This window comes from Peptoniphilus indolicus, assembly GCF_900454665.1.
In the GTDB taxonomy this organism is placed as follows: domain Bacteria; phylum Bacillota; class Clostridia; order Tissierellales; family Peptoniphilaceae; genus Peptoniphilus; species Peptoniphilus indolicus.
The window spans coordinates 892,304-916,135 of sequence record NZ_UGTH01000001.1 but is presented as its reverse complement, the minus strand read 5'-3'; the positions used below and the strand labels follow the sequence as shown (position 1 = coordinate 916,135).

Genomic DNA, 23,832 nt, shown 5'->3' with positions numbered 1-23,832 from the left:
TTAATGAAAAAAGTCACGGGTTTGATGGTGTATTATTATCATGTTTGTGAAAGAAAGCTATGGTATTTTGCTCATGATTTAAATATGGAGCATAACAGTGAAATTGTTGGGATGGGGAAATTACTTGATGAAACATCATATAGCAGGGAAACGAAGCATATATTGATAGATGAATCTATAAACATAGATTTCATACAAGATTGGAAAATCGTACATGAAGTAAAAAAGTCAAAAATAGTAGAGGAAGCTTCAATTTGGCAGACAAAATACTATATGATGATTTTAAAAGATAATGGGTTAGAGGTTGAAAAGGGGATCATTGATTTTCCATTATTAAGAAGTAGAGAGATAGTAGAGCTAAGAGAAGAAGACATAATATATTTAAGAGAAGTAATTGAAAAAATAAGCAGTATAATTAACTGTAAGGAAGTACCTAATTTAGTTGAGAAAAAGATATGTAAAAAATGTTCATATTATGAGTATTGCTATATATGAGGTGATAAGATGCAAAGTGATTATTATATTTTTCAAAATGGTGAAATAAAGAGAAAAGATAATACTATTACAATAATAACTGAAGAAAATGTAAAGAAAGACATACCTATTGAGGTAATATCCAATTTATACATATTTGGAGAAGAAACTCTTAATACAAGATTTCTAAACCATGCTTCAAACTATAATATTGCAATTCACTTTTTTAATTATTATGGATTTTACTCAGGATCATTTGTACCGAGAAATAAAAATGTGAGTGGATATACACTGGTAAGGCAAGTTGAACATTTTATCAATCCAGATTGTAGGTTAAAACTTGCTCAAGAATTTATAGAAGCGGGAACATATAATATTTATAGAAATTTAAGATACTATAGACAAAGAGGAATTGATTTAGATGATGAAATTTCTGAAATTAAGTTTTTACGTGCCAAAATAGGTGTAGTTAAAACTGTAGAAGAGTTGATGGGAGTAGAAGGAAACATTCGTAAAAATTATTATGAATCATGGAATAAAATTATAAAACAAGAAATTAACTTTGAAAAAAGAGTTAAACGCCCACCAGACAATATGATTAATTCTTTAATATCTTTTATAAATACCTTGGTGTATACGAGTGTGTTATCAGAAATATACAAGACACAGCTTAATCCAACGATAAGTTATTTACATGTCCCAGGAGAAAAAAGATACTCTCTTTCACTCGATATATCTGAAATTTTTAAACCTCTTATTGCGGATAGAATGATTTTTTATTTGCTAAATAAGAATATTATTACAGAGAGTGACTTTGCAGAAGAATCAAATTTTTTATATTTAAAAGAAAATGCTAGATTAAAAATTGTCAAAGAGTATGACGAACGACTTAAAAAGACGATAAAACATAAAGATTTGAATAAAAGTGTATCTTATAGATATTTAATGAGATTAGAAGCTTATAAACTCATCAAACATTTCACTGGAGAAAAAGAATATAAAGGATTTAAAATATGGTGGTAGTATGTATATGATTTTAGTTTATGACATTACATTAGATGAAGATGGAGCCAAAGTATCTAGGAATGTTTTTAAAATATGCAAAAAGTATCTCACACATATTCAAAAGTCTGTATTTGAAGGAGAGTTAAGTGAGTTACAATATGCTAAGTTACAGAGAGAAATTTCAAAATATGTAAGGAAAGATAGAGACTCTATAATAGTTTTTCACAGCAATAATTCAAAATGGTTAAAGAAAGATTTCTTAGGGCTTATAGACGATGCGACTTCTAACTTTATTTAGTATGTCGATGTGAAATTATGTTATAATAACGTTGCACCGACATTTAGATTGAAACGGCTTATTTGCTAGATTATAATTGCAGATTGAAATTATATTAGATATAAGTGAAATGATTTTTTTATAAATTAATTCATAGACAAAATATTGGGCTCAATCTAGCTTGGTATGAGGCCTGAAATTAGACCTGTATTAATAGAATCAAAATGAAATGTAAATCCAATTTACTATAGTTATAAGCCTGTTTTTGTTTGTGTATTAATAGAATCAAAATGAAATGTAAATTACTCTTGGACAAACTCTATCATTTCGCCTATAAGGGTATTAATAGAATCAAAATGAAATGTAAATTTTAATAAATCCACCACCTTTCTTATTGATTCAATACTGTATTAATAGAATCAAAATGAAATGTAAATTTTAACATCAACTCATTTGCAAGAGATACTCCAAGCTGTATTAATAGAATCAAAATGAAATGTAAATGAGTATTTAAATGTTATGGTTTTTAGTGCTGGAGTAGTATTAATAGAATCAAAATGAAATGTAAATTACATTATTTGACTTTGAACACGCTAAAGATTTGGAGTATTAATAGAATCAAAATGAAATGTAAATAGGTCTATTGAGTACGAAAGGGCGGCTCAAGGTGGAGTATTAATAGAATCAAAATGAAATGTAAATTTAAAAGAATTTGTAGACAAGATTAATGTTCTAATTGGTATTAATAGAATCAAAATGAAATGTAAATCAATAAGCACATTTGCACAATCCAGCCAAAACATTTGTATTAATAGAATCAAAATGAAATGTAAATTATATAGTATAATTATAACATACATAATAAGTTATGGAGTATTAATAGAATCAAAATGAAATGTAAATATAGCAAAACGCAAACCAAGTGCTAGCAAATTTGGAACGTATTAATAGAATCAAAATGAAATGTAAATAGGGTTTGGTTGTAGTAACAAGTATAAAAACGGATTTAGTATTAATAGAATCAAAATGAAATGTAAATGTATTATAAGGCGGATCTGTCAATAATACATCAGGTATTAATAGAATCAAAATGAAATGTAAATTGTATAGTAGCAGATGACTTAACAGAACAACAAATAAGTATTAATAGAATCAAAATGAAATGTAAATATAATGGTATATGATGAAGATGACGAAGATGATTTCTAGTATTAATAGAATCAAAATGAAATGTAAATATCTTCTATATCTCCTGTACGATCAGTAATGTTTTGTATTAATAGAATCAAAATGAAATGTAAATAATAATTAAAATTGGGATTATGAAGTTCCATTGCGGGTATTAATAGAATCAAAATGAAATGTAAATTATAGCAATTAGCTCAAGATATTTATACATTTCTTGGTATTAATAGAATCAAAATGAAATGTAAATGATGGAAAGATGTATTACAACATAGCAGAAAGAGTGTATTAATAGAATCAAAATGAAATGTAAATATTTAATAGAAGATACTAATTTCATACGGGGAGTAAGTATTAATAGAATCAAAATGAAATGTAAATCCAAAATTTTATCAGTTTTACAATCGTGCTTTTCTAGTATTAATAGAATCAAAATGAAATGTAAATGTATTTCTTGTATGTTATAATCATCAAGAGGCAATTCGTATTAATAGAATCAAAATGAAATGTAAATTAATATTATTAAACAAAAGATACCATATTTTTTGTAGTATTAATAGAATCAAAATGAAATGTAAATTTCATTAGAACTTGTGGGTGTGTCGCCATCGCACCATGTATTAATAGAATCAAAATGAAATGTAAATTTTTAAATAGAATTTAAGGAGGTTTTTTATGAAGAAAGTATTAATAGAATCAAAATGAAATGTAAATGTAATTCTTGTTTATCCTTTAAACTTTTATTGTAAAGTATTAATAGAATCAAAATGAAATGTAAATAACGTATTGTGTGCGTTAGGTATACCTCTTGCTCTAGTATTAATAGAATCAAAATGAAATGTAAATATATCTTTTATATACATTTCATATAGGGATTTAAGTATTAATAGAATCAAAATGAAATGTAAATGTAAGGTATTCTGATGGTTATGTATGCCCTAAGTGTCGTATTAATAGAATCAAAATGAAATGTAAATGAAACAAAACCTAACATCTTGTAGCAAGCGTAGAGGTATTAATAGAATCAAAATGAAATGTAAATATACGAGAGAAAAAGGCAAACTATAGGCAACAAAGTGTATTAATAGAATCAAAATGAAATGTAAATAACAAAACCTAACATCTTGTAGCAAGCGTAGAGCAAGTATTAATAGAATCAAAATGAAATGTAAATTGACTTTAAATTAAAGAGTGTATCACGTGAGAAAAGTATTAATAGAATCAAAATGAAATGTAAATTTTTCATCAACTCTTGATTACTATCTTGCTTAGCATTAGTATTAATAGAATCAAAATGAAATGTAAATTAAATTTATCATCTGCATTAATAAAATAATTATACATGTATTAATAGAATCAAAATGAAATGTAAATTTTTCTTTATAATCAAATGATAATACTTTTTCGTAGTATTAATAGAATCAAAATGAAATGTAAATTAAATTAAACTCCTTATTTAAATTCGTGGGTCGACTTGTATTAATAGAATCAAAATGAAATGTAAATAATGTTTCTTCACTTTCTTCAAAATCAGCATCATTGCAGTATTAATAGAATCAAAATGAAATGTAAATTTGTTTCAGGATAGTTCATTAATTTAGCAAATTCAGTGTATTAATAGAATCAAAATGAAATGTAAATACAATTGTATCCAGCATTGTAGGAGATAACATCGAGTATTAATAGAATCAAAATGAAATGTAAATTTATCACCAAAAATATTTGTTGTTTTTTCATTAAAGTATTAATAGAATCAAAATGAAATGTAAATAATTTAAAATTTAACGACTATGTATTAGTCGAAACAAGTATTAATAGAATCAAAATGAAATGTAAATGTGTTCGTTTACTTTGTTTTTATTACTAAACTTGTGAGTATTAATAGAATCAAAATGAAATGTAAATTCTTCATCTACAGCTACAAAGTCTGTTTCAGACTCAGTATTAATAGAATCAAAATGAAATGTAAATCTAAGCTATCAATGAATTGTGCAACCTCTAACGCGTATTAATAGAATCAAAATGAAATGTAAATTTTACAGTAGTGAGTAAAGTTTGCACACACTGTACAAGTATTAATAGAATCAAAATGAAATGTAAATGTTACTTTTATTTCTTTCAAAAAGTTTTTTTATTTAGTATTAATAGAATCAAAATGAAATGTAAATACCGTAAAAAGAGCCGCATTCTGTCTATTATTTCTAGTATTAATAGAATCAAAATGAAATGTAAATTTGTTTTAAAATTTTTTGTGGTAGATTTTTAGACGTATTAATAGAATCAAAATGAAATGTAAATATGTATATTACTACAAAATTTAGATGGCTATTAGATGTATTAATAGAATCAAAATGAAATGTAAATCTTTTATTTCCTCAACATCTTTAGCTAACTTTTTATCGTATTAATAGAATCAAAATGAAATGTAAATGATGATTGTCATGACTCTATTGGAGTTATGATAGACAAGTATTAATAGAATCAAAATGAAATGTAAATATTTTATCGGCTCCCATAGCAACTAATGCGCCAACTCGTATTAATAGAATCAAAATGAAATGTAAATTAACTCTGCAATTGTCAGCTGTCTTGCTACATAAAGTATTAATAGAATCAAAATGAAATGTAAATTGTGGTCCAGGGGTTAATTTGATTCTTTCAAGCTCAGTATTAATAGAATCAAAATGAAATGTAAATCTAAAACAAGGATTGCTGAATGTAATAGATACTTATGAGGTATTAATAGAATCAAAATGAAATGTAAATTTTTAGCTGGAATTGTAAAAACTTTTTCATCAGATGGGTATTAATAGAATCAAAATGAAATGTAAATGTTCTTGTCTTTCTTAGTATTTGACCTGCTTGTCCAGTATTAATAGAATCAAAATGAAATGTAAATCTGGGTGGCAAAGAGAGCACACAGTGGTAAATGGAAACTGTATTAATAGAATCAAAATGAAATGTAAATTTGAATATGCCAAACATCCTGATAGTCATTTTCGCCATGTATTAATAGAATCAAAATGAAATGTAAATGAGATAGCTGCGAAAATAAAAGCTGTTTCGAGTGAAGTATTAATAGAATCAAAATGAAATGTAAATTTTGAATTCTTCCACTTATCCCGATCCTGTGTCCTTGTATTAATAGAATCAAAATGAAATGTAAATAAATTCAGACTTTTTAAACTCATCCATTTTTTTATTAGTATTAATAGAATCAAAATGAAATGTAAATTTATTTTTTTAATTAGAATACTTAGAGTTGTAGCAAGTATTAATAGAATCAAAATGAAATGTAAATAAAAACTTTTCAGCTAGAGTAGTTTCTAATGTTATTTTGTATTAATAGAATCAAAATGAAATATAAATAAATTTTCAGATTGATTTATAACTACAATTGATTTACGTATTAATAGAATCAAAATGAAAAGTCCAATAAAAATAAATAAATTATAAAACTTTTGTTTATACAAAAATAATTAAAGATAATTTCTTAGTTTATATATAAAATCATTATAAAATAGCATATAAAGTTGGCTGTAGCAAGTCGTATTAGTGGATAACTATTGCACAAATTTAAACAAAGGTATAACATTGAATTGTAAGACACATTAAGCTTATAAATGCTTGTTGTGTTTTTAAATTTAAAGGAGGAATATTATGGAAGATAACAAAGATAAGTTTAAACATATTAGAGATATTAAAGAAAATTATAGACGAATGGAAGAAGAATTTGTAACTCAACTCAATTATGAGATAAATAATCATCATGGAACTGCAGGAGGAAATAGAGAAGAGATATGGAAATCGTTTTTTAAAAGAATTATTCCAAAAAAATTTAATATTGCTAGATCGGTTTTTATAATTGATTCAAATGGAAATGTATCTAAGGAAGTTGATCTAGCTATTTATGATGAACAATACACCCCCTATATATTTAATTATGGATTAATAAAATTTATTCCAATAGAAGCTGTATCAGCTGTAGTGCAATGTAAAAGTTACAGTATTAAAAAGGAAGATTTACAACCATGGGTTAAATCTATAGACTCTTTAAATACTTCAAAAGAATCTATAGTAAGAATAGTGAATAGAGTACATTTTGGAGATAGTAAAGATAATATGTCGATTCAGACAGCTACTAAACCGATTAAAATTTTATGTTATTTAAATAAAGACGAAGAATCTAAAGTAGAGAGTACTAGTGGTAGAGATCTATTTGATATAGTAATTAAAGCTGATCAAAAAATAACTAAAGATGAAAATGAAAATATTAGTATAGTTGGAAAGAAACTTAATATTAAATTTGAGGATAAAGATTTATTTGAAGTTTTGATTAAATATAATTTAGCAGATAAAGAAGATAGTGATATCCGTGAGATGGAAGAAACCCAAAATACAAATTTTAAAGAAATATTTGGTAATCTTAAAAATAAAGAGCTTAAAAATTATGAAATAAAAGACACAGAAGATGAGAATTACTCATTACTTTCATTCATATTCCAATTCAATCAAATGCTAATGATGATAAATAATCCAATGTTTTTCCCACATATTGCATATGTAAATATGTTTAATAAATATAAATAGACGGAGGAGTATAATGCAAAATATAGTTGCAATTTCTGTAGAAAAAATTCAAAAGTATATTTATAAGTATATTGATCAAAATCAAAGTGATGAAAAATCATTAAAAAATATAATTGTAGCTTCTAATAATATTGCTAATAATATTTTAAATAAGATACAAAAAGAGTTTAATGTAAAGGAAGAGTGTAAATTACTTTGGATATCAGGAAAAGTAATTTTTGTATCTGATTTATCGGAGGGAAAAATTAAAGAGAAACTTGTAGGTCTATATCGAGAAGTATACATGGAATACAATGGTAACGTATTCTTAAATTATTCTACCTTTGAAAGAAATAATTTGTCAGAAATAGAAATTATTGGAAAAGCCAATATTGACTTTAAAAGCAATAGTACTAAGGTTAGAGTAATCCAAGAAAATCAGGATTTATTATTTAAATTCCAAGAATTTACAACAAAAAAATTTGAGCCTGAAATAGAAGGTAAAAAATTAAATATTAATGGCGAAGTAAATTATTCAGAAGTTTTTCTAAATAATATGGATGATTTGATAGATATAGTAGACAAAGATACAAGTAGTACAGATGGTAAAATAGCAATAGTAAAAGCTGATATAAATGATCTTGGTGATACACTGCAGAAATTAGATAGTTATGATAAATTTAAAAATATAAGTAAAATCTTAGAAGAGTATATATCTATAGAGCATTTTGCTAAGAGTATTATTGAGTATAATTCAAAGATAGGAAATAAAATATTGCCGTTTTATATAGCTGGAGACGATATTTTTTATTCGGTGAATATAGATTACTTATTTGATTCTATTAAGATTTTAAAAAGTATTATTTCACAAATAAATAATAGAATCAAAGCTGTTTTAATAAATGAAGAAAGTAATGGTAAAGAGTATAAAAGCGTATCTATTGCTGTTGGAGTAACTTTTGTAAATAATCATCAGCCTATACGTTATTATAGACAACTGGTAGAGAAAGAACTAAGTGCTGCAAAACACATGATGAAATCAGATAAAGAAAACTTATCTATTGTTGGCTTGAGTATATCAGGATGCAAATTGAACTGGTATAAAAATAAATGTGGGAGAGGGAAAAATGATGGTTTTAATAGATTATGTTCCGAAATTAAAGAATTAAATATGATGTTTAGTAAAAATATTTTTACAAGTACATCTTTGCATAATCTATTAATCAATTTAGAAAATGAAAAAAGTTTAGAAAAGAAGATGCTATATGTTTTATATTACTGTAGGCCTAAATTAGTAGCAAATAAAGGATTTGATGAAGAAGTTTATTTTAAAAAATATATTCTTTCTCAGTTAATTGAAGAGCCAAAAGGGAATGAAGAAAGATTTTTTGATAAAAATAAAATTGGAACTATTTTAATACCTAAATTAAAATTAATCCTATTACTTTTAAAGAAGAGTAAAAACAACCTTAAACAAGGTAAACAAAATAAAAATTATAGTAAATCGTGCAACGGGATATATTCTAGAGAATTAAATAAATTTGAAAGGGCTAAGGATACTAAAGTTTTGGATAAAGGTAATGTATGTTCGATAATATTAAATAAGCCAATAAATTTTCTTTTAGAAGAAGCTGGAAAAGATGGAATAGAAAAGCTATTTATTGTGAAGTGTAAAAAGGGTGAGAAAATATTGTACAAAACAGCAAGATTTGAACCTTCCATATTTTTTAGGGCAAAAGAGCTTTTAGAGAAAAATAAAAAAGAACAATTAATTGTACTATTTAAGAACTACTATGAGAATATAATTAGAGTAAAAAATGAGAATAGAACAAATAATATTCATGAGATTAATTTTGATATAGATGAATTTGAAAGAAAATTAAAAAAATATGACCCTAATATAGGACCGTACAATGATATATGGATTGATAGATTAATTGTTTTGTTTGAATATAACAAACAAAGGATTATTTATAAAACATATAAGAAAAATATGGGATAAAAAAGCCAACAAAAAATAGGTGATTTAAGAGTAAATATGGAGGAAATCATGTTTGAGATAAAAATAAAGTTAACAACAAAATCTAATTGTTTGATAGGTAACCAAACTGAAAGCTTTTCTGTTGGGGGTGTAGACCAGTCAACAAGCATTGATAATGCCGGTAAACCGATAATACATGGTTCATCTTTTAAAGGGGCTTTGAGAAATATTATAAGGGAAAATGACAGTGAAATGCCAAAGACAAAAGAGTATATCAAAGAAATTTTAAAGGAATTAATAGATAAATATAATCAAATTGATTTTGAAGGGAAAATAGAAAAACTTGAAAAAATTAAAATGCAAATAGAAGAATATGCCAGTAATCCAAAAGCTGAGTATATTTTTGGTATTCAAGGGCTAAATGGAATTCCAAGAATATTTTGCACAGATTTTGTTTTAAGTAAAGATAAGCAAATCGAAGATTATTTTTCGATAGATACAAAAACCTCTTTAGAAGAAAAAGAAGGGGAAATTTTAAGTAGACCAAGGACATATAGAGTGATTAGGCCCGGGGTGGATTTCGAAGGTATAGTTCATTTTAAAAACAGCTATTATAATCCTAAAAACATAGATTTAGAAGAAGTAAAAGAAGAGTTGGAATCTATGATAGAAAAATTTAATAATGGATTTTATGGAATTGGAAATTCGAAATCAAGAGGTTACGGGCATATAGAGATATCTATTTTACACTAAGGAGTTTATAATGATTGTATATAAATTCAAGCTAAAAAAAGAAGGTAAGATAACAACTATTCCAGATTCTCAACGTATATTTGGATTTTTAATGAATACAATAAAAAGATATTATGATGATGGAGAGATAAGTAACTATACACTGGATATTTTAAATAAAAAACAGAAATGCATGGTGTCAAGTTTAATGCCAGATGGATATTATCCGTTTCCAATAGAATATATAATGGATAACTATGAGATTGAAAAAAGTACATATAAAATACTGAAAAGTATTGATTTCATAAGAAAAGAAGCATTATTGAATTTATTAAAGAATAATATGAAATTAAGTAAAGGAAGTATGGAGAAAATAGACTACTTAGAAATTAAACATGAATTTATTCAAAAATTTAGAATAGAAAGTCAGATTAAAAATCTACCAGGTCTTCCAAATGTATCATATTCTTTAGATACAATAACTTTAGTATGCATAGGAAAAGAGCAAGAAGACTTTAGTTTCTTTGTAAAAGTAGAAGAAAATAGTTTACTTAAAGAAGCCATAGAAAAAATGGAAAAAACTATAGAAAATGGAGAAAATATCACGTATTTAGGTGGTAAGGCGAGTTCAGGATTAAATACATTTAAAGTATATGATATTGAAAATATAGAAAATAGTAATAAAACAAGTAAATCTAAAACTTATATAAACCTAGGTATGTTACTGCCAGAGTTTAATAAAATAGATACTGAAAACTCATTTATAAATATTCACGTATCAGACAGAAAACCTTATGATATAGAAAATAATGTAGAGAAAGTAATATGCTTTATAAGACCAGGGAGTATCATTTCCAAAAATAATGAAGTAAAAGATGAATTTGAATTAGCTAAGAGTATACATAATAAATATAATTTATTGTATAAGAACGCTATTATATTTGGAAATTCTTATCTTGAAAAAATGGAGGTATAATGTGGAGCTTAAATTTAGGACAGTATCATCTGTAATTTTATCAGGAAGAAACCATTCGGCACTTTATGAAGGCATAGATTATAAAAAAACTTGTTTTGATAAATTTAGTATAATTTATCCTTTCTTTAGTTATGAAAATAGAATTGGTAAAACAAATGAAGATTTTAAAAAAGCAAATTCATATTATATTCCAGCATCATCATTGAAGGGGAGTTTGTTGGCTAAGAAAAATGTCGAAAATTTATTTAGAAGAAGTATAATTTTTAGTGATGTATTAATAGACAAAGAACAAGTAGTGTTAAAAAATTTAATGAAATTTCAATATCTGTATCAAAATTCAGAGGATACAACTAAAGTAAATAAAATTCCAAAGTATGGTGAATTTTTCCCGGCAATAGGAATTGAAATGTTAAAATCAGACACTAATATATCAGTGAATATTCTAATTAAAAAAAGTGACTTAAAAAATCAATTAAAAGAAAGCTTGAATGAAACTTTTATAGTAACAAAAGAAAAACTGATGAGATATTCTAAAGAAATAGATACAAGGATTGAATATATAAATAATTTAAAAATAAAGCAAACCGATGTAAAAGGTGTTTTAGAAATTTTAAATAAAATTAAATCTTCTATAGATGATTTGCTAAAATCAGATAGAAATTATATTTATCTTGGAGGATATAAAGGAATACTTGGCTGTTTAAAAGAAGTTAAAGATAATGAGAACATTAGAAATGGGTTTTATGTTGATGAAGAAAAAATGTTACCATATGGACTTATTGAAGTTAGAGAATAATTTTGAAATCTAGTATACAGATATAGGTTAAATCATAATAGTTTAGCTATGTGCTTAATAAAAATAAACTTTTATTTTAAAAATAGAAGTTTATTTTTTTATTAATAAGACTTTTAATAAACCCCCAAAAGATATATAATAGGTTTTAAAATATAATAAAGATAGATTAATTGATATAGTTTAGGGGGAGAGAAAATGGAAATTAAGAAGTTCAAGCGTATACTTGTAGCTAATCGTGGAGAAATTGCCATACGTGTTTTTAGAGCTTGTAGAGAACTTGGGATTCGTTCGGTTGCAATTTATTCGCAAGAGGATAGTCTTTCATTGTTTAGGACTAAGGCAGATGAAGCATACTTAATAGGGAAAAATAAATCTCCTGTCGATGCATATTTGGATATAGATGAGATAATAAAACTTGCTCTTAATAAGGGAGTTGACGCAATCCATCCGGGTTATGGATTTTTATCTGAAAATCCTGAGTTTGCACAAAAATGTGAAGAAGCAGGGATTACATTTATAGGGCCTACTCCTGAAATTATGCAAAAGTTGGGGGATAAGATATCTTCTAAGATAGTTGCTCATGAAGCTGGAGTGGAAACTATTCCAGGAGTTGACTCACCTATAAAATCTGATTCTGAAGCGTTAGAGTTTGCTAAAAAAGCAGGTTATCCTGTTATGATTAAAGCAGCTGCCGGCGGTGGTGGAAGAGGAATGCGTGTAGTAAACAATGAAGAAGAGCTTTTGAATAATTTCCATGCTGCAAAGAGTGAGGCAAAAAAAGCTTTTGGCAATGACTCTATGTTTATAGAAAAGTATTTAGAAAGACCAAAACATATAGAAGTTCAAGTTTTAGGTGATTTATATGGAAATATAGTTCATCTATATGAAAGAGATTGTTCTATACAAAGAAGACATCAAAAAGTTATAGAGTATACACCGGCTTTTTCATTGCCTAAAGAGCTTAGAGATAGAATATGTGAAGATGCATTAAAGATTACTAGGAGTTTGGGATATAGGTCAGCGGGAACTGTAGAATTTTTGGTAGATAACAATCACAAACATTACTTTATAGAAGTAAATCCAAGGATACAGGTTGAACACACTGTAACAGAAATGGTTACGGGGATTGATATCATACAGGCCCAAATTTTAATAGCACAAGGTTATGAGCTAGGTAGTGAAGCGATAGACATACAAGGTCAAGACTATATAAATTCAAATGGATATGCAATTCAATGTCGTGTTACAACAGAGGACCCGCTAAATAATTTTGCTCCAGATACAGGACAGATAACTTTATATAGGTCAAGTTCAGGATTTGGCGTAAGACTTGATGGTGGGAATGGATTCCAAGGAGCAGTTATAAGTCCGTATTATGACTCTTTGTTGGTAAAAGTAATTACTCACGGAAGAAGTTGGAGTGATACTGTAAATAAAGCAGTACGTTCAATAAGAGAACTTAAAGTTGGTGGAGTAAAGACAAATATTGGATTTTTATTAAATGTACTGAACACAGAAGAATTTAGAGACGGAAGTTGTGATACAGGATTTATTTCAGACCATCCAGAGTTGTTTGATATTAAACCAAAGTCGGACTCAGAATTACATCTAATGAATTACATTGGAAATATTGTAGTAAATGATAAAAATACATTGGATAAAAATACATTTGATGTGCCTGTTGTTCCTAAATTTGAAAGAAAAAATTTAGAAGGTACAAAGCAATTGCTTGATAAGCTCGGAGCTAAAGGTTTATCTGATTGGATTTTAAAACAAGATAGGTTGTTACTTACAGATACGACAATGAGAGACGCACATCAATCTCTTATGGCAACTAAAATGAGAACAAAAGATATGTTAAAGATTGCTGAAGCCACAAATTATAATATGAAAGAATTATTCAGCGTTGAAATGTGGGGCGGAGCAACTTTTGATGTAGCTTATAGATTTTTACACGAAGACCCTTGGAAGAGATTGGAACTCATTCGTGAAAAAATGCCTAATTTATTGATGCAAATGTTAATTCGTGGCAATAATACGGTAGGATATAAAAATTATCCGGACAATGTAGTTAAAAAGTTTATAAGAGCATCAGCTGATAAAGGGATAGATGTGTTCCGTATATTCGATTCATTGAATTGGCTAGATGGAATGAGACTTGCGATAGATGAGACTTTAACAACTGGGAAAATCGCCGAAGGTACAATGTGTTACACTGGAGATATTTTAGATGAAACTCGTGATAAATATTCGTTGAAATACTATGTAGATTTAGCTAAAGAACTTGAAAAAACAGGATGTCACATCTTGGGAATCAAGGATATGAGCGGACTTTTAAAACCTTATGCGGCGAGAAAACTTATAAAAGCTTTAAAAGATGAAATTTCTATTCCAATACATTTACACACTCATGATACAACTGGCAACGGAGTAGCAACAATACTAATGGCAGCTGAAACAGGAGTTGATATAGTAGATACGGCTATTGATTCAATGAGTGGGCTAACTTCTCAACCGGCGTTAAATTCTGTTGTGGCAGCACTTGAAAATACAAATAGAGATACTGGAATAAGCTTAGATAGAGTTAATGAAATTTCTAACTATTGGTCAGCAGTAAGGCCTGTGTATGCAAATTTTGAGTCTGAGTTAAAAAGTGGCACTACTGAAATTTACAAATATGAAATACCTGGTGGACAATATTCAAACTTAAAACCACAAGTTGAAAGCTTTGGATTAGGGCATAAGTTTAATGAAGTTAAAGAAATGTATAGAAATGTAAATCAAATGGTAGGAGACATTATAAAAGTTACACCTTCTTCAAAAATGGTGGGAGATATGTCAATTTTTATGGTTCAAAATAATCTAACTCCTGAAAATATTTATGAAAAGGGAGCTAATTTAGACTATCCTGATTCTGTAGTCACATATTTTAAAGGTATGATGGGACAACCTTATGGCGGCTTTCCTGAAAAGTTACAAAAGATGGTTTTAAAAGGAGAAGAGCCTATAACCGTAAGACCTGGATTACTTCTAGATGATGAAGATTATGAAAGTGATAAAGTTAAATTAGAAAAAATATTGAAAAGAGAACCTACAGAAGAAGATTTAATATCTTATTCTCTATATCCAAAAGTTTTTGAAGAATATGCAAAGCATTTTGAAGAATATAAACAACTTTGGAGAATGGGTTCAGATGTTTTCTTCCATGGCTTGATGGAGGGCGAAACAGCAGAGATATCAGTTGATGAAGGAAAGAATTTAATAGTAACACTAGTAGAAATTGGAAAGATAAAAGAAGACGGCAAACGCAGTTTAACTTTTGAAATAAATGGTCTACGTCGTTCTATAGAAATAGAAGATAAGACTAAAAGGTCTAATACAAGCTTAAAAGCAGAAGAAGTTAGAATGGCAAGCGACGAAAATAAATCTGAAGTTGGTTCATCAATTCCAGGGACAATAGTTAAAGTCTTAGTAAAGGAAGGCGAAGTAGTAAAAGAATCTCAACCGTTGATGGTTGTGGAAGCTATGAAGATGGAAACTAACATAATTGCAACTAAAAATGGAAAGATAGGCGAGATTTTAGTAAAAGAAGGCGAAAGTGTTATAAGTGGACAACTTGTAGCAACAATAGAAGATTAAAATTATAATAAAAATAAAGGTAGTGTCTCAGTGAAAATAGGCTGAGATACTACCTTTAAGCTATTTCTACAGAAAAGTAAATTTACAGCTATTACTTAAATTAGCAAATAGTAAGCAAATTTATGCATTAGCAACATTAATATAATTATTTAATTAAGCTATATAAGTCTTTAGGATTATCAATAAGTGGGACTAAAACTTCTTCAGTACCAATATTGTTGTCTTTAGCTAATTGATAAATCAATCTTAGTATTGAGAAATCTTCAAGAGCAAATCCAACTGAATCGAAGATTGTAATATCATCTTCTTTTCTATCAATACGTTTTTGAGATTTTATAACTTCAGCAATTTCAGTTACTTTAAAGTCATCTGCCATGTGTTGAATTTCACCTTCTATTCTGCTTTGAGGTTCAAATTCTACATAAACATCTCCCATGAATAGAATATCAGATTCTAATTCTGTCTTTCCTGGGCAATCTCCACCAACACAGTTTATATGCATTCCCGGTTCTATCATATCTTTTGTAAGTATGATTGAGAATTTCTTGTCTGCTGTAACGGTTGTTATTATATCAACACCCTTACAAGCTTCTTTTGTACTGTTGCATTTAACTACTTTCAAATTTTTGTATTTAGAAAGATTAGATATAAGTCTATCAGTTGCAGCTTCATCAACATCATAACAATTTATTTCTTCTATACCTAGTAATTTGTGGAAAGCTATAGCTTGGAAGTCACTTTGACATCCATTACCTATAAGAGCCATTTTTTTAGGATTTTCTTTTGCTAAATATTTTGCAGCCATAACTGAGTTAGTTGCAGTTCTTATAGCTGTAAGCAAAGTCATTTCACACAAAAGAAGAGGATATCCACTTGAAACTTCAGCCAATAAGCCTATAGCTACAACAGTAAGTAGATTATCTTTAGGATTGTCCGGATGACCATTTACATATTTGCAAGTAAACGTTTCCTGATTACCTACAGGCATTAATTCATTTACGCCAACAGGAGAATGGTGTGTAGGTCTAGGAATTTTTGCAAAATCTTCCCAATTGCCATAGTCTTCTTCTAAATATGGAATAAGTTTTTCCATAATAGATTCAACCCCAACTTCCTTTATGTAGTTGGACATAGTTTCTAAGTCTATATATTTAGTTTTAATCTTCAATTAAATCTCTCCTCTCAATATTTTAATTTTTGTGTTTGACTAAGCTTAATCTTTAAATTGAGAATAACAAAATGTATAATTAATATCAATAGAATTAAATTCTTATGTGAATTTTACATAATTGTGAGTATAAATTGTCTTGTATTTTATTAAATAAAATATAAGATTATTATATAAATCTGTAATTTGCTATCCTAGGGTGTGATAAAATGAGTAAGTCTTTTGATGAAAAATTTTCATTACAAACAAATCAATGTTCCCCTTATGATGTGACTTCAATATGCTCTTGTAATGTGGAGCTTGTTTCAGAACCTACAGATGCCATTTTACATCAGCAATCAAGGTTTTGGATAATACTTGATGGTAAGGCGGAAATCAATATACAGGGCAGAATATATGACGTTGAGAAAAACTCTCTTGTTTTTATTTTGCCATATCAATACACAAAAATAATAAAAGTAGAGAAACCATTAGTGTATAGCTTGGTTGTTTTCAATTTTGAATTGTTCAATGAACTTATAAAAATACATATGAATTTTTACAATGAAGACATAAATTTGATTAAACTGATATCAGTTAGCAATATTGTGAATTGTGATGATAAAAAATTTGAGCAAGTAGTTAATATTTTTGAAAAATTAAAAGATGAGTTGGGTACAGAGTCATTAAACTTTCAGGTTAAACCTAAAAATAATTTTACAGGAGTATATGTTAGTTCACAAATTTTAGAATTAATATCTTTCTTTTTAAGGCAGACTATGCAAAAGACAAAAAAAGAGTTAGAAAGTGAAGAAAATTATAGTCACATAATCCAATATATCTACATGAATTTAAGGCAAAATATAACTTTAAAAGAGCTTTCTAAAATATTTTTTATGAGTCCTTCGAGTATAAGCAACTATATAATGAAGATGACGGGATATAATTATTCAGATTTAGTTTTTCAAATGAAGATTGCAAGAATACAAAATTTTTTGTTGTATACGGATATGACCTTAGATGAAATTTCAACTTTTTTAAGGTATGCAGATTCATCCTATGTATCAAAAGTATTTAATTCAAAAACAGATATAAATATAAGTGAATATAAGAAAACTTATAAAAAGGTGAATACAATTTGCAAGATAAAGGAAAGTCCTGTTTCATATAAAATTGTTGATTATATATATAACAATTACGATTTAGATTTGAATATAAAAGATGTGGCTGATAAATTTGGCATAAGTGCATTGGAAATAAACTACCATTTAAAGTTTTTGGTGGAGAAGAACTTTAATTGTTTTTTGAATTATGTAAGAGTAAACAAATCAGTGCAAATGTTAATCGATACTGATAAATCTGTTACAGAAATATCTGAAGAAGTTGGATATGACAATAGCAGGACATATAATAGAAATTTTAAAAAATATTATCATACAAATCCAAGTGACTTTAGAGAGCGAGTGAAAAATAAAAATTAAATATTTACAAAAAGGAAAAAGGTGTTTAGTCATTATAATTTAATTTGACTAGACACCTTTTATTAATTAAATACAAATCCCATTTGGGCAGATATTATCTCAGCTGAACGCAAGAGATCGTTTTTCAATCCGTATTTCATCTTATCTTTCATACGTTCTGTAGGTCCTGTTACAGATATAGCACCTTCAATTTTTCCGTTTAAGCCATATATAGTAGTACCGACACAGCAAATGCCATCTTCATTTTCTTCATCGTCCAAGGCAATCTTTGTCTTTCTGGTTTCTTCTATTTCAGCTATGAATTTATCGAAGCTACTATCTTTTGGTATCAAATTAGATTTTATAGAGTTATTAAATATTGAGTAGATTTCTTCATTAGTCATATTTGAAAGTATTGCCTTACCAACAGATGTATTGACAAGTGGACCGCGGCGACCGATTTTAGAACCCATGGTTATAGGGTTGTCAGCTTCGATTTTATTTATATAGACAACGTAAATTCCATCTTGTATTACTAAATGTACAACTTCATTAACTTTCTTACTGAGAAATTCTATTTCATTTTGTGAAACATGTAATAAATCTAAGTGTTGTAATTTAGATGAACCGACATTATACATTTTATAAGTAAGATTGTATTTATTATTTTCATATTGTTCAATATATCCCAATGCCAAGAGAGTGTTTAGAAATCTGTGCACTGTAGATTTATGTAACCCAACTTCATGTGCAAGCTCAGTTAGCCCTATTCCATTGGGATATCTAGGGAAACTTTCAAGAATTTTAAAAGCACGTTCAATAGATTGTATTTTTTCTTCCATAATAATCACCTATTTTATTCTAACACTAAGGAATAATTAAATCAAAATTAAAAAAATATATTAATTCCGTTGACAGTAAAAACATTTTCATTTAAACTATATTTAGTTTCATAAAACAGTATAGTGTTTCATAATACGGAATGAAAGGGAAGGTAAAATGTCAAAATTAGAAACTTTAAGTAGAATAAAAGAAATTGGTATTGTAGCTGTAGTTAGAGCGAAAGATGCCAAAGAAGCTATAGAATTTTCTAAGGGTTGTATAGATGGTGGAGTAAATGCTATAGAGATAACATTTACAATACCAAATGCATTAGAAGTGTTTAGAGAATTAAGGGAAGAGTTACCTGAAGAAGTTATTCTTGGAGCAGGGACTGTATTAGATATTACAACAGCAAGACTTGCAATAATGAATGGAGCGAAATTCATAGTTTCTCCAGCGTTTGACAAGGATGTTGCAGTTTTATGCAATCGATATCAAATACCTTACATTCCGGGGTGTGTAACTCCAACTGAAATAGTTACAGCGCTTGAAATTGGTGTGGATGTTATAAAAGTATTCCCAGGCTCATTGACAGGACATAGCTACATAAAAGCTATACACGGACCAATGCCGTATGTAAACCTAATGCCTACAGGGGGAGTAGATATAGACAATGTACAAGACTGGTTCAAGGCTGGAGTTTTCGCAGTTGGAGTTGGTTCAGCACTTGTAAAGGGAAGTAGAGAAGAAATTACTGAAAAATCTAAACAGTATATAGCAAAAATACAAGAGGTGAGAAAATGATTAAAGTAGTGACACTTGGAGAAATAATGCTAAGACTTTCAACACCGGGATTTGAAAGATTTGTGCAAGCAGAGAGCTTTGACGCTATATATGGTGGAGGAGAAGCAAACGTAGCAGTTTCACTTGCGAATTATGGATTTGATACACACTTTGTTTCAAAATTACCAAAGCATGAAATTGGACAATCTGCAGTGAATGCTCTAAGAAGATATGGAGTTAACACTGACTATATAGTTAGAGGCGGAGATAGAGTAGGAATTTACTATTCAGAAACAGGTGCATCAGCGAGACCTTCAAAAGTAATTTATGATAGAGCTAAGAGTGCCATAGCAGAAGCCAAAGTAGAAGATTTTGACTTTGAAGAAATATTTAAAGATTGTAAATGGTTTCATACATCAGGTATAACACCGGCTATATCTAAAAATGGAGCAGAGATAACAAAAGCAGCTATGAAAGCGGCTAAAGCAGCCGGAGCAACCCTGAGTATAGACTTAAACTATAGAAAGAAGCTGTGGACTCCTAAACAAGCTCAATCAGTAATGAGAGAGCTTATGGAATATGTAGATGTATGTATAGGAAATGAAGAAGATGCATCTCTATGCTTAGGATTCACTCCAAAGGGATTGGATGTAAACAGTGGCAAATTGGATGTGTCAGCATACGAAACTATATTCAAAGAAATGATGGAAGAGTTTGGTTTTAAGTATGTAGTTAGTTCTTTGAGAGAATCTTATTCAGCATCAGACAATGGATGGAGTGCGGCAATATATGATGGAAAAGAATTCTACCACTCAAGAAAATACGACGTGAGAATTGTAGACAGAGTAGGTGGAGGAGATTCATTCGCAGCAGGACTTATAACAGGCTTATTGGATGGAAAATCAACTAAGGAAGCATTAGAATTTGCTGTTGCAGCATCAGCGCTTAAACACACTATAAAGGGTGACTTTAACATGATGTCAAGAGAAGAAGTTGAAACTCTTGTTGGAGGAGATGCTTCAGGAAGGGTTCAAAGATAAGAGAACAAAAATCAATTTGATAATTTTACATTTTTAGAAAAATGAAAATTATAAATAAAAAGCAATCATAGGAGGCGTAAAAATGAAAAAAATCGGTTTATTACTAATGAGTTTATTAATGGTAATGTCATTAGTAGCATGTGCAAAAGAAAAAGACAGTGCAGGGAAAGCGGAAGTAACAGCTGAAAAACCTATAGTTTGGAAATTGAGTGATATCGTAACAGAAGATCACAACTGGAATGTGGGAGCTAAAGAATTCAAGAAATTAGTTGAAGAAAAAACTGGCGGAAGATTAGTTATCGACATCTATCCAAACTCAGAATTAGGTTCTGAAATGGAAGCTTTAAATGGAATTTTATCAGGTACTGTCGATATGACAATTACTGGAGAATCAATGTCAAATTGGGCTCCTCTAGCAGACTTAATGGCAGCTCCATACGCATATAAGAATGAAGCTCACATTCAAAAGGTTTTAGAATCTGAAAGCGGACAAAAAATTAAAACTCAAATTGAAGAAGCCGGATTCAAACCTTTAATGTATCAACTAAGATCACCTCGTAACTTAACTTCTAACAAGCCAATTACAACCCCGGAAGAAGCAAGAGGAATCAAACTAAGATTATCTAACACACCTCTTGCAATTAAATGTTGGGAAGCTGTAGGAGCTAACGTAAATGTTATGGCTCTAAACGAAGTGTTTACAGCTTTAAACCAAGGTGTTATTGAAGCTCAAGAAAACCCTTATGATATGATTTACAACTCAAGTTTTTATGAAGTTCAAAAATATGCAAATGAAACTGAACACGTTGTAGGCTACTTATTCTTTGCTGTAGGTACTAAACAATTCAACGACCTACCGGAAGATATGCAAGCTCAAGTTACAGAAGCTGCAGCAGAAGCTCAAGAATTTATAAACGAACTTTATTTCGCAACTAAAGATGAATATAAACAAAAATTAATCGAAGCTGGTATGGAAATAAATGAAAATGTAAATAAAGAAGAATTTAGAAAAGCAATGGAACCAGCAATAAAAGGATACTTGGATCCTACTGCATATGAAGTTTATCAAGAAATTGTTAAATTAGGAGAATCCATGTAAATAGGTGTATTAGGGAAAACAGCATTGCTGTTTTCTTTAGTATTTTAGGAGGAAATAAAATGAAAAAAATAGACAAATATATTGATTTATTATTGTCTGTAAGTAGCACTATTTGCTATTTTTGTCTAATTATAGTTGTATTGATGCAAATTGCAGCTAGATATATGCCTTCCTTAACTTTGAGTTGGACGGAAGAGCTATCAAGATTTTTCTTTGTTTTTATAATTAGTTTTGGAGCCCCTTTATCATATAAATACAAATCTTATGCAGATGTAGATTTAATTTACGACAAATTTAATGAAAAAACTAAAAATGTAATGGATATAACAGGAAATATCTGTGTGTTTATTTTTACGGTTGTTGTTTTAATAAGCGGTTGGAGATTTATGCTGATAGGTAAAAGATCAGTTTCTCCAGCGCTACAATGGCCTATGTATATTCACCATTCAACAATAATATTGTTTGCGATAGGGACTATATTTTATAGTGTTTTTAATTTTATCAAGACATTTACTAAATCAGAAAAGAGTGAAGATGTGAAGGAAGTGAAGTAATATGGATAGTATTTTAATAATGTTTGCAGTTTTTATATTTTTATTATTTATAAAAGTTCCGATAGCATTTTCATTAGGCGTGTCGGCACTGGTTTATTTAGTCCTTGAAGGTATACCTTTTAATATAGTTGCTGAAAAGATGTATGCCGGAATGGATTCTTTTACAATGGTGTGTATTCCGTCGTTTATATTAGCTGGGAATTTGATGAATACGGGAGGAATTACAAAGAGAATAGTAGCTTTTTGTAATGTATTTGTAGGACATATAAGAGGCGCGTTAGCATATATAAATATACTAGCATCGGTTTTGTTTGCAGGTATATCGGGAACAGCTTTAGCTGATGTCGCTTCACTTGGTTCAATGTTAATTCCGGCAATGGAAGATGAGGGATATGATACTGACTTTGCAGTAGCTATAACAGCATCTACATCTGTTGTAGGACCCATAATACCTCCGTCAGTGCCAATGGTTATAGCGGGAACTCTAACTAACTTATCAATAGCTAAGTTGTTTGTTGGTGGAATTTTACCGGGGATATTATTGGGGATAGGTTTTATACTTCCAACTTATATAATTTCAAAAAGAAGAAATTATCCAAAGCATCAAAAAATAGATTTTGCTAAGAAAATAGCTATAATAAAAGACGTTATTTGGGCGTTGTTGATGCCGGTTATATTAATGGTTGGAATACTTAGCGGTATTTTCACTCCAACAGAGGCTTCTATAGTAACTGTACTATATGCATTTATAGTTGGGATTTTTGTGTATAGAGAAATCAAAATTAAAGATATTAAAAATATATTTAAAGAAACTATTATTGCTTCAGGTTCTGTAATTATATTGGTTGGAATAGCAAATTTATTCGCTTGGATTTTAACCAGCCAAAGAGTTCCTCAAACAATAGCTTCAGGTATTCTTGGAATTACTGATAACAAAATAATGGTAATATTAATTATGAACATTGTATTATTGTTTACTGGCATGTTTATGGAGTCAATAGCTGCCATAATAATAATGATTCCGGTACTTTTACCTGTTGCAACTCAAGTTGGAATGGATCCTATCCATTTTTCAATAATGGCTATTTTGAATTTGATGATAGGTTTAGTAACACCTCCGGTAGGGTTGTGTTTGACAACGGCTGCGCAAATAGGAAAGATTCCAACCGGGAAAGCAATTAAAGCCAATACACCATTTTTAATAGTTTTAGGGATTGTTTTGTTGTTAGTGTCTTATGTACCTAGCATAACAACTCTACTACCAAGTTTAATGAAATAATTTAAGGAGAAAAA

General features: G+C 28.7%; 17 protein-coding genes and 1 CRISPR repeat array. Of the genes, 15 read left to right on the top strand and 2 right to left on the bottom strand.

The window, feature by feature from the left end:
- Positions 1-3 precede the first annotated feature (3 nt).
- The 9 genes from cas4 (at position 4) to DYE58_RS04365 (ending at position 15,634) form a co-directional block, all read left to right on the top strand.
- Positions 4-495, top strand: coding sequence for a CRISPR-associated protein Cas4 (cas4, locus tag DYE58_RS11040; RefSeq protein ID WP_004820511.1), 492 nt, complete (start codon positions 4-6; stop codon positions 493-495).
- A 9-nt stretch (positions 496-504) separates the two neighbouring features.
- Positions 505-1,497 (top strand): type I-B CRISPR-associated endonuclease Cas1b, encoded by a 993-nt coding sequence (gene cas1b, locus DYE58_RS04400; RefSeq protein WP_172463317.1) that lies wholly within the window; start codon positions 505-507, stop codon positions 1,495-1,497.
- Between the two features lies 1 nt (position 1,498).
- A complete protein-coding gene (gene cas2 / locus DYE58_RS04395; protein ID WP_004820517.1) occupies positions 1,499-1,777 on the top strand; it encodes a CRISPR-associated endonuclease Cas2 in 279 nt (92 codons plus the stop codon).
- A 186-nt stretch (positions 1,778-1,963) separates the two neighbouring features.
- Positions 1,964-6,377: direct repeats of the CRISPR family, unit length 30 nt; unit sequence GTATTAATAGAATCAAAATGAAATGTAAAT.
- A 224-nt stretch (positions 6,378-6,601) separates the two neighbouring features.
- On the top strand, positions 6,602-7,531 hold the full coding sequence (locus DYE58_RS04390; protein ID WP_115312051.1) for a DUF6602 domain-containing protein: 930 nt from the start codon (positions 6,602-6,604) through the stop codon (positions 7,529-7,531).
- Positions 7,532-7,544: 13 nt separating this feature from the next.
- Positions 7,545-9,512 (top strand): Cas10/Cmr2 second palm domain-containing protein, encoded by a 1,968-nt coding sequence (locus DYE58_RS04385; protein WP_115312050.1) that lies wholly within the window; start codon positions 7,545-7,547, stop codon positions 9,510-9,512.
- Positions 9,513-9,560: 48 nt separating this feature from the next.
- On the top strand, positions 9,561-10,244 hold the full coding sequence (locus tag DYE58_RS04380) for an RAMP superfamily CRISPR-associated protein (RefSeq protein WP_040552282.1): 684 nt from the start codon (positions 9,561-9,563) through the stop codon (positions 10,242-10,244).
- Positions 10,245-10,254: 10 nt separating this feature from the next.
- The gene (gene csm4 / locus DYE58_RS11170; protein ID WP_218563701.1) at positions 10,255-11,199 is read left to right on the top strand and encodes a type III-A CRISPR-associated RAMP protein Csm4; all 945 of its coding nucleotides are present in this window, start codon (positions 10,255-10,257) and stop codon (positions 11,197-11,199) included.
- Between the two features lies 1 nt (position 11,200).
- Positions 11,201-11,995, top strand: a complete 795-nt coding sequence (locus DYE58_RS04370) for a hypothetical protein (protein ID WP_115312049.1) — start codon at positions 11,201-11,203, stop codon at positions 11,993-11,995.
- Positions 11,996-12,196: 201 nt separating this feature from the next.
- Entirely contained in the window at positions 12,197-15,634 is a 3,438-nt protein-coding gene (locus DYE58_RS04365; RefSeq protein WP_115312337.1) for a pyruvate carboxylase, read from the top strand.
- Between the two features lie 145 nt (positions 15,635-15,779).
- On the opposite strand, the gene DYE58_RS04360 is transcribed toward DYE58_RS04365, so the two are convergent.
- The gene (locus tag DYE58_RS04360; protein ID WP_004820531.1) at positions 15,780-16,802 is read right to left on the bottom strand and encodes an ornithine cyclodeaminase; all 1,023 of its coding nucleotides are present in this window, start codon (positions 16,800-16,802) and stop codon (positions 15,780-15,782) included.
- 209 nt (positions 16,803-17,011) lie between these two features.
- On the opposite strand from DYE58_RS04360, the gene DYE58_RS04355 reads away from it, so the two are divergent.
- Positions 17,012-18,262, top strand: coding sequence for a helix-turn-helix transcriptional regulator (locus tag DYE58_RS04355; protein WP_115312048.1), 1,251 nt, complete (start codon positions 17,012-17,014; stop codon positions 18,260-18,262).
- 62 nt (positions 18,263-18,324) lie between these two features.
- Here DYE58_RS04355 and DYE58_RS04350 read toward each other — a convergent pair whose 3' ends face one another.
- Positions 18,325-19,083, bottom strand: a complete 759-nt coding sequence (locus tag DYE58_RS04350) for an IclR family transcriptional regulator (RefSeq protein ID WP_004820536.1) — start codon at positions 19,081-19,083, stop codon at positions 18,325-18,327.
- Between the two features lie 157 nt (positions 19,084-19,240).
- Between DYE58_RS04350 and DYE58_RS04345 the strand changes: the two genes are divergently transcribed.
- The 5 genes from DYE58_RS04345 (at position 19,241) to DYE58_RS04325 (ending at position 23,818) form a co-directional block, all read left to right on the top strand.
- Positions 19,241-19,867 carry a bifunctional 2-keto-4-hydroxyglutarate aldolase/2-keto-3-deoxy-6-phosphogluconate aldolase gene (locus DYE58_RS04345; RefSeq protein WP_004820538.1) on the top strand — a complete coding sequence of 209 codons (627 nt, stop codon included), beginning with the start codon at positions 19,241-19,243 and terminating at the stop codon, positions 19,865-19,867.
- The gene (locus tag DYE58_RS04340; protein ID WP_004820540.1) at positions 19,864-20,886 is read left to right on the top strand and encodes a sugar kinase; all 1,023 of its coding nucleotides are present in this window, start codon (positions 19,864-19,866) and stop codon (positions 20,884-20,886) included. Before DYE58_RS04345 ends, DYE58_RS04340 begins: the two co-directional genes overlap by 4 nt.
- 82 nt (positions 20,887-20,968) lie before the next feature.
- The gene (locus DYE58_RS04335) at positions 20,969-21,985 is read left to right on the top strand and encodes a TRAP transporter substrate-binding protein (protein ID WP_004820542.1); all 1,017 of its coding nucleotides are present in this window, start codon (positions 20,969-20,971) and stop codon (positions 21,983-21,985) included.
- A gap of 59 nt (positions 21,986-22,044) precedes the next feature.
- Positions 22,045-22,539, top strand: a complete 495-nt coding sequence (locus tag DYE58_RS04330; RefSeq protein WP_004820544.1) for a TRAP transporter small permease — start codon at positions 22,045-22,047, stop codon at positions 22,537-22,539.
- Position 22,540: 1 nt separating this feature from the next.
- Positions 22,541-23,818, top strand: a complete 1,278-nt coding sequence (locus tag DYE58_RS04325) for a TRAP transporter large permease (RefSeq protein WP_004820545.1) — start codon at positions 22,541-22,543, stop codon at positions 23,816-23,818.
- Positions 23,819-23,832 lie beyond the last annotated feature (14 nt).

Bases quoted from the DNA above. Each gene is read 5' to 3' on its own strand.
- cas4 (WP_004820511.1), top strand. From the start codon at position 4: ATGAAAAAAGTCACGGGTTTGATGGTGTATTATTATCATGTTTGTGAA.
- cas1b (WP_172463317.1), top strand. From the start codon at position 505: ATGCAAAGTGATTATTATATTTTTCAAAATGGTGAAATAAAGAGAAAA.
- cas2 (WP_004820517.1), top strand. From the start codon at position 1,499: ATGTATATGATTTTAGTTTATGACATTACATTAGATGAAGATGGAGCC.
- DYE58_RS04390 (WP_115312051.1), top strand. From the start codon at position 6,602: ATGGAAGATAACAAAGATAAGTTTAAACATATTAGAGATATTAAAGAA.
- DYE58_RS04385 (WP_115312050.1), top strand. From the start codon at position 7,545: ATGCAAAATATAGTTGCAATTTCTGTAGAAAAAATTCAAAAGTATATT.
- DYE58_RS04380 (WP_040552282.1), top strand. From the start codon at position 9,561: ATGTTTGAGATAAAAATAAAGTTAACAACAAAATCTAATTGTTTGATA.
- csm4 (WP_218563701.1), top strand. From the start codon at position 10,255: ATGATTGTATATAAATTCAAGCTAAAAAAAGAAGGTAAGATAACAACT.
- DYE58_RS04355 (WP_115312048.1), top strand. From the start codon at position 17,012: ATGAGTAAGTCTTTTGATGAAAAATTTTCATTACAAACAAATCAATGT.
- DYE58_RS04350 (WP_004820536.1), bottom strand. From the start codon at position 19,083: ATGGAAGAAAAAATACAATCTATTGAACGTGCTTTTAAAATTCTTGAA.
- DYE58_RS04345 (WP_004820538.1), top strand. From the start codon at position 19,241: ATGTCAAAATTAGAAACTTTAAGTAGAATAAAAGAAATTGGTATTGTA.
- DYE58_RS04340 (WP_004820540.1), top strand. From the start codon at position 19,864: ATGATTAAAGTAGTGACACTTGGAGAAATAATGCTAAGACTTTCAACA.
- DYE58_RS04335 (WP_004820542.1), top strand. From the start codon at position 20,969: ATGAAAAAAATCGGTTTATTACTAATGAGTTTATTAATGGTAATGTCA.
- DYE58_RS04330 (WP_004820544.1), top strand. From the start codon at position 22,045: ATGAAAAAAATAGACAAATATATTGATTTATTATTGTCTGTAAGTAGC.
- DYE58_RS04325 (WP_004820545.1), top strand. From the start codon at position 22,541: ATGGATAGTATTTTAATAATGTTTGCAGTTTTTATATTTTTATTATTT.